Source organism: Thiomonas intermedia (assembly GCF_002028405.1).
In the GTDB taxonomy this organism is placed as follows: domain Bacteria; phylum Pseudomonadota; class Gammaproteobacteria; order Burkholderiales; family Burkholderiaceae_C; genus Thiomonas; species Thiomonas intermedia.
This window is the reverse complement of sequence record NZ_CP020046.1, coordinates 2,635,574-2,648,684: the sequence shown is the minus strand read 5'-3', so window position 1 is coordinate 2,648,684 and position 13,111 is coordinate 2,635,574. Positions and strand designations below refer to the sequence as shown.

General features: G+C 66.0%; 9 protein-coding genes. 4 read left to right on the top strand and 5 right to left on the bottom strand.

Annotation, left to right across the window (positions count from 1 at the left end; all coding sequences use genetic code 11):
* The first annotated feature begins 120 nt into the window (after positions 1 to 120).
* Positions 121 to 1,362: an MFS transporter gene (locus tag BVH73_RS12395; protein ID WP_079419108.1), complete on the top strand. Its 1,242-nt coding sequence runs from the start codon at positions 121 to 123 to the stop codon at positions 1,360 to 1,362.
* Between the two features lie 346 nt (positions 1,363 to 1,708).
* On the opposite strand, the gene BVH73_RS12385 is transcribed toward BVH73_RS12395, so the two are convergent.
* The 3 genes from BVH73_RS12385 to BVH73_RS12375 all read right to left on the bottom strand — a co-directional run bounded on the left by BVH73_RS12385 (position 1,709) and on the right by BVH73_RS12375 (position 5,012).
* Positions 1,709 to 2,293, bottom strand: coding sequence for a Tll0287-like domain-containing protein (locus BVH73_RS12385; RefSeq protein WP_245800337.1), 585 nt, complete (start codon positions 2,291 to 2,293; stop codon positions 1,709 to 1,711).
* Between the two features lie 176 nt (positions 2,294 to 2,469).
* Positions 2,470 to 3,243 (bottom strand): 2OG-Fe dioxygenase family protein, encoded by a 774-nt coding sequence (locus BVH73_RS12380; protein WP_079419102.1) that lies wholly within the window; start codon positions 3,241 to 3,243, stop codon positions 2,470 to 2,472.
* A complete protein-coding gene (locus tag BVH73_RS12375; protein ID WP_079419100.1) occupies positions 3,243 to 5,012 on the bottom strand; it encodes a glutamine--tRNA ligase/YqeY domain fusion protein in 1,770 nt (589 codons plus the stop codon). The genes BVH73_RS12380 and BVH73_RS12375 overlap by 1 nt, the downstream gene beginning before the upstream one ends.
* 294 nt (positions 5,013 to 5,306) lie before the next feature.
* Here BVH73_RS12375 and BVH73_RS12370 point away from each other — a divergent pair, with 294 nt between their 5' ends.
* Positions 5,307 to 5,660, top strand: coding sequence for a glutelin (locus BVH73_RS12370; RefSeq protein ID WP_079420602.1), 354 nt, complete (start codon positions 5,307 to 5,309; stop codon positions 5,658 to 5,660).
* Between the two features lie 52 nt (positions 5,661 to 5,712).
* On the opposite strand, the gene BVH73_RS12365 is transcribed toward BVH73_RS12370, so the two are convergent.
* Positions 5,713 to 7,227 carry a helicase HerA-like domain-containing protein gene (locus tag BVH73_RS12365; protein WP_079419098.1) on the bottom strand — a complete coding sequence of 505 codons (1,515 nt, stop codon included), beginning with the start codon at positions 7,225 to 7,227 and terminating at the stop codon, positions 5,713 to 5,715.
* Positions 7,228 to 7,433: 206 nt separating this feature from the next.
* Here BVH73_RS12365 and BVH73_RS12360 point away from each other — a divergent pair, with 206 nt between their 5' ends.
* Both BVH73_RS12360 and purD read left to right on the top strand, forming a co-directional pair.
* Entirely contained in the window at positions 7,434 to 8,156 is a 723-nt protein-coding gene (locus tag BVH73_RS12360) for a YebC/PmpR family DNA-binding transcriptional regulator (RefSeq protein ID WP_079420600.1), read from the top strand.
* Between the two features lie 13 nt (positions 8,157 to 8,169).
* On the top strand, positions 8,170 to 9,453 hold the full coding sequence (gene purD, locus BVH73_RS12355; RefSeq protein WP_079419096.1) for a phosphoribosylamine--glycine ligase: 1,284 nt from the start codon (positions 8,170 to 8,172) through the stop codon (positions 9,451 to 9,453).
* Between the two features lie 23 nt (positions 9,454 to 9,476).
* Here purD and BVH73_RS12350 read toward each other — a convergent pair whose 3' ends face one another.
* Positions 9,477 to 13,097, bottom strand: coding sequence for a hydantoinase B/oxoprolinase family protein (locus BVH73_RS12350; protein WP_079419094.1), 3,621 nt, complete (start codon positions 13,095 to 13,097; stop codon positions 9,477 to 9,479).
* Between the last annotated feature and the right edge of the window lie 14 nt (positions 13,098 to 13,111).

Below are 13,111 nucleotides of genomic sequence, written 5' to 3'. Positions count from 1 at the left end.
TTGCGCACCTCCTGCCGAAAAATCCCTGCCTGCGCAAACATTTTCTTGACGCACTATTCTTGCGCCAGCGCAAGATTGGCCTTTCTCGCGCATCCCTGCACTCTCCTAAAAAACCCGACCGTGAGTTCCACACCGACCACCGCTGCGCTCGCCCCCGCCGGCAGCGCCCCAGCGGAGCAGACCCGCTTCCGCATCCTCGGCGCGATCAGTTTTTCGCACTTCCTCAACGACATGATCCAGTCGTTGATCCTGGCGATCTACCCGCTGTTCAAAACCGATTTCCACCTCAATTTCGCCCAGATCGGCCTGATCACCCTGACCTATCAGTTCACCGCATCGCTGCTGCAGCCTCTGGTGGGCTACTACACCGACAAATATCCCAAGCCTTACTCGCTGGCGGTGGGCATGGGCTGCACCCTGGCCGGGCTGCTGACGCTGTCGGTGGCGCCGAGCTTTCCCATCTTGCTGGTGGCCGCGGCGATGGTGGGCACCGGCTCCTCAATCTTCCACCCGGAATCGTCGCGGGTGGCCCGCATGGCTTCGGGCGGACGCCACGGTCTGGCGCAGTCCATCTTCCAGGTCGGCGGCAACGCGGGCACAGCCACCGGGCCTCTGCTGGCGGCGTGGGTGGTGCTACCGCATGGGCAGAAAAGCATTGCCTGGTTCTCGCTCGCCGCACTGCTGGCCATCATCGTGCTCACCGGCGTGGGCCGTTGGTACGGGCACCAGCATCGGCTGCCGAAAAAGGCCGCAGCGGTCAAACAGCCCCCCGTGCCACCGCATCTGGTGCGCCGCACGCTGGCTGTCTTGCTGGCGCTGATCTTCTCCAAGTTCTTTTACCTGGCGAGCATCAACAGCTATCTCATCTTCTACCTGATGCACAAGTTCCACGTCAGCACCGAAGTGGGCCAGTACCACCTGTTCGTCTTTCTGTTCTCGGTGGCGGCGGGCACATTGTTGGGCGGACCGATCGGCGACCGCGTGGGGCGCAAGGCGGTGATCTGGGTGTCCATCCTGGGCGTTGCACCCTTTACCCTGCTGCTCCCCTACGCCAGCCTGGAGATGTCGGCGGTACTCAGCGCCATCATCGGTTTCATGCTGGCCTCGGCCTTTCCGTCCATGGTGGTGTATGCACAGGAGCTGATTCCCGGCAAGGTCGGCACCGTGGCCGGCTTGTTCTTCGGACTGGCGTTCGGCCTCGGCGGCATCGGTGCCGCGGTGCTGGGCCAACTCGCCGATATGTGGGGCATCGACGCTGTGTACCAGATCTGCTCTTTCCTGCCGCTGATCGGTTTGCTGGCCGTGTTCCTGCCCAATCTGCATCAACCCGCCGCCAAACCTCCCCAAGCGATGGCCGCCTGAGCTTTGCGCTGCACGAACCGCTCCGCATCGCGGGGCTGTTTCGCAAACGGCGTGGAACTGAAACCAGGCTGCAAGCCGCTGGACCAGGGCCGAACGATCTCAAGGCGCTCCAGGCCCGCGTCCATCGAGGGGCGATGCAAGGCAAGACCGCGGCCAGATTCGCCGCAGATGGGCCCTTGTGCCATCTGCAGGCGCCCGCCGACCGCCGCACCGTCGTCGGCCAACACAACAGGCAGGAACGCAGGATCGACCTCCAGACCGGCCATCAAGACGCTGTCTGCGCGGGTCAGCTGGGGCCGTGGCGAGAGCCTTGGTGGCGGCCGTGCCGCCGCCTGTCGTCGCGGGTTTACAGCAGACGGCTGATGACGACAGCGCCCCGCAACTGGCCCGGTGCGTAGTCAATGGCCTGGTCGTGCGGGTAGTCGAGCTTGAGCTTGTCGGCCACGCCTGGCGCCAGTTGCGAGGCGGTACCGTGGCAGGCGATGCACTGGGGCTGCAACACGATCGCCTTGGCGTAATGGAGGGTGGATTTGCCGTTTTCGGTCACCACTTCGCTCCACTCCAGGGTCTCGGGTTTGGCGCCCGACTTGAGGTCGGCGTTCAGATGGCCCAACGCCTTGTGCTGCCAGACATTGGGGGTGCCCAGATCGACGTTGCGCACCCGCGTGCCCACGCGCGTGACCTTCCAGCCGGTTCGGTCGGCCAGCCCCAGCGCGATCTGGGGGGCAATGGTCTTGCACACGGTGATGGAACCCGCGGGGCCGTTGGCCTTCATGCTCTCCTGCAACTTGCCGCTCAAGGTTTTGAGCAGTTCGCCGGTGACGGCGCGGGTTTCCTGCATTTGCTCAGGCGTGGCCGCGGTTTGCGCATGACTGAGCAGCGGTACCGCAAGCAGGGCCAAAGCTGCCATCAAGGGTGGCAAAGGACGCATGACTTTCTCTCCCATCGTGTCCAGACGCCATGTCGGACTTCGTGGATCGATTATGTAACAAAATGTAGTTGGTCATGGCCGCAAATCCGAATCTTGAATTTCGCGCTTTGATCTCGATCAAGACGATGTCTGATTTCCTGGCAAGGCGGGTGGGCGATGGCTCAGGCTGCGGGGGTTTAAGGATCGAGAAAACCACCGGCGCGGTATGTCAGCACCAGGGTGTCACGCCATCCACCGGCCGTTTCGCCCTCGGGCAACACGGGCGTGCTTTCATGAATCACACGGGTGTCGTCCATCAGCAGCACGCTGCACGGTTCGGACAAGGTAAAGCGCACCCCGCGCTGACCGCCAAGTTCGAACACCCGCGTCTCACCCCCGCGAATGCCGCAGCGCGAGATCAGCACCACGGCGACGAAATCCACCCCGTCGCGATGCGCCCCTTCCGGCGTCGGTCGCCCGACGCCTTCGCGGGTATCGATGCGGAACTGGTGCGCCTCGATGAACCACCGCGGCGCCGGGCGAACCTGGTCGAACAGCCGCCCCAGGCCGAGCAGCAAAGGCTGCCAGAACACAGCCTGCTGCAAGGCCTCGCTCAGGGGCGCAAACCAGCGCGACATGCCGCCATGCAAGGCGTTGTAGGACGTCGGCTGCCAATGGGCGCGATGCGGCACGGATTCAAGCGCGGCCGGCCCCGCATTCGGGCGCAGGGTCTGGATGAAACTGCCGTGGCGCCGGAAGCGGTAGTGCCCACCGTCCTTGAGATAGTTGTCCGGCGGCAGATCGCCCCACAGATCGAAGGCGGGCGCACAACCCGCCGCGTCATACCCGGCCAGCGCCGCCAGTTCGGCTGCGCCGAGCACGCAGAAACCCTGCTGCTGCAGACGCAGCAATGCGCTGCTGTCTTCGGGCATGGGGGCGCCGAAACTCAGTGCTGCGCCAAACGGAGTCATCACTTGCCCCAGCTGTCCTTGAGGGTCGTCGTGCGGTTGAAGACCAGATGACCCGGTGCATGGTCGACGCGATCGGCGACGAAATAGCCGTGGCGCTCGAACTGGAACGAGGCCCCGGCGGTGGCGGTGGCCAGTGCGGGCTCGACATAGGCCTGCACCGTCTGCTTGCTCTGCGGGTTGAGCACACCGAGAAAATCGCGCCCCCCCGCGTCGGGGTGCGCTTCGGTGAACAGGCGATCGAACAAGCGTACCTGCGCCGGCACGCCAAGACTGGCGCTCACCCAGGTAATCACTCCCTTGACCTTCACCGCATCGGCTCCCGGCGTGCCGCTCTTGGTGTCGGGCAACAGTTCGGCAAGCACTTTGGTGACCCGCCCTTCGGCATCTTTTTCACAACCCGTGCAGCGCACCACAAAGCCGTACTTCAGTCGCGCCATGCCGCCAGGAGTGAGGCGGTGATAGCCCTTGGGCGGAAGCTCCATGAAGTCTTCACGCTCGATCCACACCTGCGCCGTGAGGTCGAACTGACGCCGCCCCATCTCGGGATGTCCGGGATGCGCCGGCGCGCTGCAGGGCTCGGCGTGCGCTGCGCTGCCGAACACCTCGGCCCAGTTGGTGAGCTCCAGCTTGAGCGGATCGAGCACGGCCATCGCACGCGGGGTGCGGGCGTCGAGATCGTCACGCAGCGATTGTTCGAGCACGCTGTAGTCGATCCAGGAATCGGCCTTGCTCACGCCGATGCGATCGGTGAACAGGCGCACGCTCTCGGGCGTGTAGCCGCGTCGGCGCAACCCTACCAGGGTGGGCATGCGCGGATCGTCCCAGCCGTCCACATGGTGCTCGGCCACGAGTTGCGCCAGCTTGCGCTTGCTCGTCACCACATAGGTGAGGTTGAGCCGGGCGAACTCGTACTGGTGTGGCCGCGGGCTGGCGACCAGGCCCAGCCGCACGAGATGATCGAGCAGCCAGTCGTAGAACGGCCGCTGATCTTCGAACTCCAGGGTGCAGATGCTGTGGCTGATGCATTCCATCGCATCTTCGATCGGATGCGCGAAGGTGTACATCGGGTAGATGCACCAGGTGTCGCCCGTGCGGTGATGGTGGGCGAAGCGGATGCGGTAAATCGCCGGATCGCGCAGATTGATATTGGGGGCGGCCATGTCGATCTTCGCGCGCAGCACCATGCTGCCTTCCGGGTGTTGGCCCGCGCGCATGTCCTCGAATCGCCGCAGATTGTCTTGCGGCGAGCGCTGGCGCCAGGGGCTTTCCACGCCCGGCTCGGTGAGTGTGCCGCGGTTGCGGCGCATGTCATCGGCGCTCTGTTCGTCCACGTAGGCCAGACCGTCCTCGATCAGCGCGCAGGCGCAGCGATACATGAAGTCGAAATCGTCGCTCGCATAGAACAGATGCGGAACACCGCCCACCTTCCAGTCGAAGCCCAGCCAGCGCACGGCATCGAGGATGGCATCGACGTACTCCTGATCTTCCTTTTCCGGATTGGTGTCGTCGAAGCGCAGATGGCAGACGCCGCCGAAATCCTGCGCCAGCCCGAAATTCAGGCAGATGCTCTTGGCGTGGCCGATGTGCAGATAGCCGTTGGGCTCGGGCGGAAACCGGGTGCGGATGCGCGCCGGATCGGCCTGCCCTGCGGCATGTCCGGCGGCGTCTGCCGGATGGCCGGCGAAGCGCCGGTTCGCATAAGTGCCTTGCGTCAGATCGCGCTCGATGATCTGACGCAGGAAATTGGAGGGTTTGTCAGCGGATTCCATAGCCTCGCTATTTGAACAGGTCTGCGCCAGGCGTGAGGCCGTCGTGTTGCAGTGCACACCGTTTCAGCCTTCATCGGCCGCCTCAGCGAGTGAGGGCGCGCGAAGGCGTCATCGCCATCGACGGACAACCCTCCTGGACAAGCCGAGCCTGCTCTTGAAGTCCAGACGACGGCCTGACGCTTACCCAGTGTCTTGCCACGCGCCGCCTCAAAAACTTTGTCCGCACTGTCAGCACGCACGATGTCGTGGCGTTGTTCCACCATCGATCCCATGAAGACTCAGGAGGTTCACATCATGTTCCGTCATATCGCGCTCGTCCTGGCAGGTAGTGCCGCGCTCATGGTCACCCCGGCACAGGCCGATCAGGTGTATTGGTCGGTCAACGTCGGCATTCCCGGCGTCGTGAGCACCTTCTCCAACGGCTATCCGGTTTATCAGGCGCCGCCCGTGGTCTATGCGCCGCCGCCGCGCTTGCCGCCGGTCTATTTCGCGCCGCCTCCGCCGCCTCGTCCCGTGGTTTATGGCTATGTGCCCGGCTATGCGCCGGTCTACCGGGTGCCTGTACGCCGCTGGGATCGCGGCCACTGGCGCCATGAGCACGACCGCCGCGACGGGTATGGCCCGCGGCCATGGAATGACCGCCGCTGAGTCAGGAGCTGGGCCTGCCAGGGCGCTGAGCGTGTTCGGGCGCCGCGCAGACTCAGCGGCGCTTGCTGCCCCCGAGCAGACCGCCGAGCACGCCGCGGATGATTTCGCGGCCCACGGTACTGCCGATGGTGCGGGCAGCGGATTTGGCCAGGGTTTCGAGCAGAGAATCCTTGCGCCCCGACCCACTTGCCAGGCCACCCAGCCCCTGGCCCAGCGAATCGAGCCACCCGCCCCCGGCGCTGGAAGATGAGGCCTCGGTGGTACCGGGTTCGGCGGGTTCCGTCGTGGTCAGCACCCGGCCTTTGAGCAGTTCGTAGGCGGATTCGCGGTCCACCGTCTTCTCATACACCCCAGCCACCAGCGAACCCTGCATCAGCGCCTTGCGTTCTTCGGGGGTGATGGACCCGATGCGGCTGCCGGGCGCCAACATCCACACGCGCTCGGTCGGCATGGGCCGGCCCTTCTCGTCGAGCAGCGAAACCAGCGCCTCGCCCACCGCGAGTTCGGTGATGGCCTGGGCCACGTCCAGGCCCGGATTGGGACGCATGGTGTCGGCCGCGGTTTTCACCGCTTTCTGGTCGCGCGGCGTGAACGCGCGCAGCGCGTGCTGGACGCGATTGCCGAGCTGGCCGAGCACCGTATCGGGAATGTCCAGCGGGTTCTGCGTGACGAAGAACACCCCCACGCCCTTGGAGCGGATCAGGCGCACGACCTGCTCGATTTTTTCCAGCAGGGGTTTGGGCGCATCGTTGAACAGCAGATGCGCCTCGTCGAAGAAGAACACCAGCTTGGGCTGATCGGGATCACCGATTTCGGGCAGACGCTCGAACAGCTCGGACAACAGCCACAGCAGGAAGGTCGCATACAGGCGAGGCGCCTGATAGAGCTTGTCGGCGGCCAGGATATTGATCATGCCGCGCCCCTGACCATCGGTCTGCATCAGATCGTCGATATTGAGCATGGGCTCGCCGAAGAACCTGTCGGCGCCCTGGGTTTCGAGCTGCAGCAGCCCGCGTTGAATGGCCCCCACGCTGGCTGCGCTGATGTTGCCGTACTCGGTGGTGAAGCTCGCCGCGCTGTCGCCCACTTCCTGCAGCATGGCGCGCAGGTCTTTCATGTCGAGGAGCAGAAGCCCGTTGTCGTCGGCGATCTTGAACACCAGATTGAGCACGCCCGTCTGCGTTTCGTTGAGCTGCAGCAGCCGGGCCAGCAGCAGCGGCCCCATGTCGGAGATGGTGGCGCGCACCGGATGTCCCTGCTCGCCGAAAACGTCCCACAGGGTCACAGGGCAGGCGCCGAAGGTCGGCTCGGGCAGGCCGAGCGACTTGAGCCGCTCGGCCAGTTTGGCGCTCATCGCACCGGCCTGGGAAAGCCCGGTCAGGTCGCCCTTCACATCGGCCATGAACACCGGCGTGCCGATGCGTGAGAACGCCTCGGCCAGCACCTGCAGGCTGACCGTCTTGCCGGTGCCCGTGGCGCCGGTGATGAGGCCGTGCCGATTGGACAGCCTGGGCAACAACTGGCACCGCACCGTGCCTTGCTGAGCGATGAGAAGGGGTTCGGACATGGCTGTAGCCTTGGTTGGTGAGCGTGCCCCAGGGCCGGGCTTTGCCCAGCCCGCCCCCCGCGGGGGTCAAGAAAACTTGGGGCGGCCCGGCGTTTCCTTGAGAGGAATCGGACGCACGGCGCGAAAGTAGAATTCGCAGTCTATCAACGCCCATGCAGCGCGCTTTCGCCCTGCCGCAGGGCTTCCCTCAGGAGCATCGCACCACCATGGCCGGACATTCCAAATGGGCCAACATCCAGCACCGCAAAGGCCGTCAGGACGAAAAGCGCGGCAAGGTCTGGACCAAGATCATCCGTGAAATCTCGGCAGCGGCCCGTCTGGGCGGCGGCGACCCCACCGCCAACCCCCGCCTTCGCCTGGCGGTCGACAAGGCCAAGGCCGCCAATATGCCCGCGGACACGGTGAAGAAAAATATCGACAAGGCCACCGGCGCGCTCGAAGGCGTGCATTACGAAGAAATCCGCTACGAAGGCTATGGCGTGGGCGGCGCAGCGATCATCATCGACTGCCTCACCGACAACCGGGTACGCACGGTGGCCGAAGTCCGCCATGCGCTATCAAAGCACGGTGGCAATCTGGGCACCGAGGGTTCGGTGGCTTTCCAGTTCAAGCATTGCGGACAGATGATCTACGCCCCGGGCACCTCCGAGGACAAGGTGATGGAGGCCGCGCTCGAAGCCGGCGCGGACGACGTGATCAGCGACGACGACGGCGCCATCGAGGTGCTGACCCCGCCGGCGCAATTCGAGGCCGTGCGCGCGGCGCTCGAGGCCGCGTCCCTGCAGCCCGAGCTGGCCGCCATCACCATGCGCGCCGACAACTCGGTCGAGCTCGCGGGCGACGACGCCGAAAAGATGCAGAAACTCATCGATGCCCTGGAAGACCTCGACGATGTGCAAGAGGTCTATCACAACGCCGTCTTCGGTTAAGGCGCCACACACCATGAAACTCCTCGTCATCGGTTCCGGCGGACGTGAACACGCCATTGCCTGGAAGCTGGCGCAGTCGCCCCGCGTCCAGATGGTCTATGTCGCGCCGGGCAACGGCGGCACCGCGCTGGATGGCCGCCTCAGCAACCTGCAGGTGGCGAATGCCGAAGAGCTGGCCGAGTTCTGCGTGCGCGAAAAGATCGCCTACACCGTGGTCGGGCCCGAAGCGCCGCTGGCCGCGGGCATCGTCGACGGCTTTCGCGCCCGCGGCCTGAAAATCTTCGGCCCCACGCGCGCCGCCGCCCAACTGGAAAGCTCCAAGGCTTTTTCCAAAGACTTCATGGCGCGGCACCACATTCCCACCGCGGCCTATGCCACGTTCGAAGAGGCCGCGGCGGCCCATGCCTATGTCGATCAGCACGGCGCGCCCATCGTCGTCAAGGCCGATGGCCTGGCCGCGGGCAAGGGCGTGGTGGTGGCGCAGACGGCGGACGAAGCCCACGCCGCCATCGACGACATGCTTCAGGCCAACCGCTACGGCGTGCAGCACAACGCGGGCCGCGCACGCGTGGTCATCGAAGCATTTTTGCAGGGCGAGGAAGCCAGCTTCATCGTCATGGTCGACGGCCTGCATGTACTCGCGCTGGCCTCCAGCCAGGACCACAAGCGCCTGCTCGACGGCGACAACGGACCCAACACCGGCGGCATGGGCGCCTACTCACCGGCGCCCGTGGTCACGCCCGAGATTCACGCCCGGGTGATGCGCGAGATCATCCAGCCCACCGTCAAGGGCATGGCGGCCGACGGCATTCCCTTCACCGGATTTCTCTATGCCGGACTGATGATCGACGCCCAGGGCCGAGCCAAGACGCTGGAATTCAACTGCCGCATGGGAGACCCGGAAACCCAGCCCATCATGGCTCGCCTCAAGAGCGACCTCTCCGTGGTGTTCGAGAAGGCCATCGCCGGTCAGCTCGACCAGGTGGAACTGGAGTGGGACCGCCGCACCGCCCTGGGCGTGGTGCTCGCCGCGCACGGCTACCCTGAGAGCCCGCGCAAAGGCGACGCGATCACCGGCATTCCTCCCGAGACGACCGACTGCATCACCTTCCACGCCGGCACCACGCTCGACCCGCAGGGCGTGCTGCGTGCGTCGGGCGGCCGGGTGCTGGCCGTCACCGCCCTGGGCGATTCGCCGCGCATTGCGCAGCAGCGGGCGTACGAGGCCATCAACACGATTCATTTCGACGGCATGCAATACCGCCGCGACATCGGCTGGCGCGCGATCAAACGCTGAGGTCGGCCCCGCGCGCGGGCGTTTCAGCCGAAACCGCCGCCGCCCGGGGTTTCGATGACAAACACGTCGCCAGCCCGCATGTCCACGCTGGCTGAAGACGGCAAGGTTTCGACGCTGCCGTCCGCGCGTTCCACCCTGTTGAGGCCCACCGCCCCGGGCGCGCCGCCATGCAGGCCGAATGCCGGCACGCGCCGCCCGTTGGAGAGAATGCTCGCGGTCATCGGCTCGAGAAAGCGGATGCGCCGCACGCCGCCGTTGCCACCGCTCCAGCGCCCTGCGCCGCCCGAACCGGGGCGAATGGCAAAGGCGTCCAGCCGCACCGGGTAGCGCCACTCCAGCACTTCGGGGTCGGTCAGGCGGGAATTGGTCATGTGGTTCTGCACCACGTCGGCACCATCGAATCCCCCAGACAGGCGACCTTGCGCGTCAAACACGCCGCCTGCGCCCGAACCCCCGGCGATGGTTTCGTAATACTGATGCCGGGCGTTGCCGAAGGTGAAATTGTTCATGGTGCATTGGCTCGCCGCCTGCACGCCCAGGGCGCCGAACAGCGCATTGGTCACGCCCATGCTCACCTCGACATTGCCGGCCACCACCGCGGCCGGCCAGCGCGGCGCCAGCATCGACCCCTCGGGCACGATGAGATGCAGGGGCTTGAGGCAACCCGCGTTGAGCGGAATATCGTCATCCACCAGGCAGCGAAACACATACAGCACGGCGGCCACCGTCACGGCCCTGGGCGCGTTGAAGTTGTCGGGCTGCTGCAGCGAGGTGCCGGTGAAGTCGATGATGGCGCTGCGTTGCGCACGATCCACGCGAATGGCCACGCAGATGCGGGCCCCGGTGTCGAGCTCGAGGGTGAAGGCGCCGTCATGCAGTGCGCCAATCACCCGCCGCACGGCGGCTTCGGCGTTGTCCTGCACATGCTGCATATAGGCCCGCACCACGTTCAGGCCGTAGTCGGCCACCAGTCCGCGCAACTCGTGCGCACCGGTCTGGTTGGCGGCGATCTGCGCCTTGAGATCGGCGAGGTTCTGCGCCGGATTGCGCGCCGGCCAGGGCCCGCTAGAGAGCAGACGCAGCACCTCGGTCTCGGCCAGGCGCCCGGCGTCCACGAGCTTGAAATGGGCGATGGCCACGCCTTCTTCCTGAATGCTGCGCGAGAACGGCGGCATCGAGCCAGGGGTGATGCCGCCGATGTCGGCGTGGTGTCCGCGCGACCCCACGAAGAACAGCACCTCCGCGCCGTCTTCGTCGAACACCGGCGTGACCACGGTGACGTCGGGCAGGTGGGTTCCGCCGTGATAGGGGTCGTTGAGCATGAACACGTCGCCAGGCCGCATCGACGAGCGCCCTTCCCGGATCACCGTCTGAATGCTCTCGCCCATCGACCCGAGATGCACGGGCACATGCGGCGCGTTGGCGATGAGGTGGCCCTGGCTGTCGAACAGGGCGCAGGAAAAGTCCAGCCGCTCCTTGATGTTGACCGAGACCGCCGTGTTCTGCAGTTGCACCCCCATCTGCTCGGCAATGTGCATGAACTGGTTGTTGAAGAGCTCAAGCCGCACCGGATCCATGGCGGTATCACCGTCCTGCGCGCGCGCCCTGGCCGCCAGCCGCCACAGCTCCAGATGACCCGCCGCCGTCATCCGCGCGCGCCAGCCGGGTTCGATCAGGATGGTGGTGTTGGTCTCGGCGAAAACTGCCGGGCCATCAAGGTGTTGTCCCGGGAGACAGTCCGCTCGCCGCACCAGCGCGGCGTCTCGCCAGCGTCCGGCGATGAACACAGCCAGGCTGGCGTGGCGCGGCATGTCTCCGGCTGTTTCTGCCTGTGGCGGTTCCGCCTGGACAGGCTCTCCACCTCCGGCCGCCTCCACCGTCAACGCCTCCACCACCAGATCACGCTCGGGCATGTGGTGGGCGTAGCGCTGCAGATAGGTTTGCTCGAAGGCGGCGCGCATCGGTGCCGCGGCGTCCAGCGCCACCGGCCATGCCGCATCACTGCCCGCATAGCGCAGCAGCACGCGGACCTCCAGTCGAATGGCGTCTGCCGCGACATCCTGCGCCCGCAAATCCTGCGTTGCCAGGTCCGCCAGTTCGTCACGCAAACCATGCAGCCGGGGCAGCAGCGCATCGTCCAGCAGCGCTTCCACGCTGCGTTGCTGCATGGTGGTCTGCTCGGCCAGGCCCATGCCATAGGCGGACAGCACCCCGGCAAAGCGGTGGATGAACACCCGCTCCATGCCAAGCGCCTCGGCCACGCTGCAGGCATGCTGTGCGCCGGCTCCTCCAAAACATTGCAGCGCGTAGCGTGCGACGTCATAGCCGCGCGCCAGCGAAATGCGCTTGATCGCTCCCGCCATGGCCAGCACCGCAATGGCGAGATAGCCCTCGGCCACGGTCTCCGGGCTTTGTGTCTGGCCTGTCTCCCGGGAGATGCGCGCGGCCAGCTCGGTGAAGCGCAGGCGCACCACGTCGGCATCCAGCGGTTCATCGGCCTGAGGCCCGAACACAGCAGGAAAGTGCTCTGGCCGGATGCGGCCCAGCATCACATTCGCATCGGTGATGGTCAACGGCCCGCCGCGCCTGTAGCTGGCCGGGCCGGGATTGGCCCCGGCTGAGTCCGGCCCCACGCGCAGCCGCGAGCCGTCGAAGTGCAGGATGGAACTTCCCCCGGCCGCCACGGTGTGAATGTGCAGCATGGGCGCGCGCACCCGCACACCGGCCACCTGGGTGTCGAAGGCACGCTCGAAGCTGCCCGCGTAATGCGACACGTCGGTGGAAGTGCCGCCCATGTCAAAGCCGATGACCTTGGCATGACCGGCCTGTTCCGCGGTGCGCGCCATGCCCACGATACCGCCCGCCGGCCCGGACAGGATGGCATCCTTGCCGCGAAACGCACGCGCCTCGGCCAAGCCGCCACTGGACTGCATGAACAGCAGCCTCACCCCTGGCATCTCGGCGGCCACCTGGTCCACATAACGCCGCAGGATGGGCGAGAGATAGGCATCGACCACCGTGGTGTCGCCCCGCGAGACGAATTTCATCAGCGGGCTGGTCTGGTGCGACGTGCTCACCTGCGCGAAGCCGATCTCGCGGGCCAGGGCCGCCGCGGCCCGTTCGTGCGCGGTCTGGTGCCAACCATGCATGAAGACGATGGCCACCGCACGCAGTCCGTCCTCGAAGGCGCCCTGCAGATCGCGCCGCAGCGCGCCGACATCGAGCGGCTGCAGCACCGCGCCGTCCGCGCCCACGCGCTCCTGCGCTTCAATGACCCGCTGATAAAGCATCTCCGGCAGCACGATGCGGCGGTCGAACAGCCTCGGCCGGTTCTGATAGCCGATGCGTAGCGCATCGCGAAACCCCCGGGTGGTCACCAGCACCAGCGGCTCGCCCTTGCGCTCCAGCAGGGCGTTGGTGGCCACCGTGGTGCCCATGCGCACGCTCTCCACCCGCTCGGGTGGAATCGGGGCGTCGGCGGGCAGCGCCAGCATGGCGCGGATGCCCGCCACCGCCGCGTCGCGGTATTGCTCCGGGTTCTCCGACAGCAGTTTGTGCGCCACCAAAACGCCATCCGGCCGTCGCGCGACGATGTCGGTGAACGTGCCGCCACGGTCAATCCAGAATTGCCAGCGGGCGGTCATGGGGAATGCCTCGT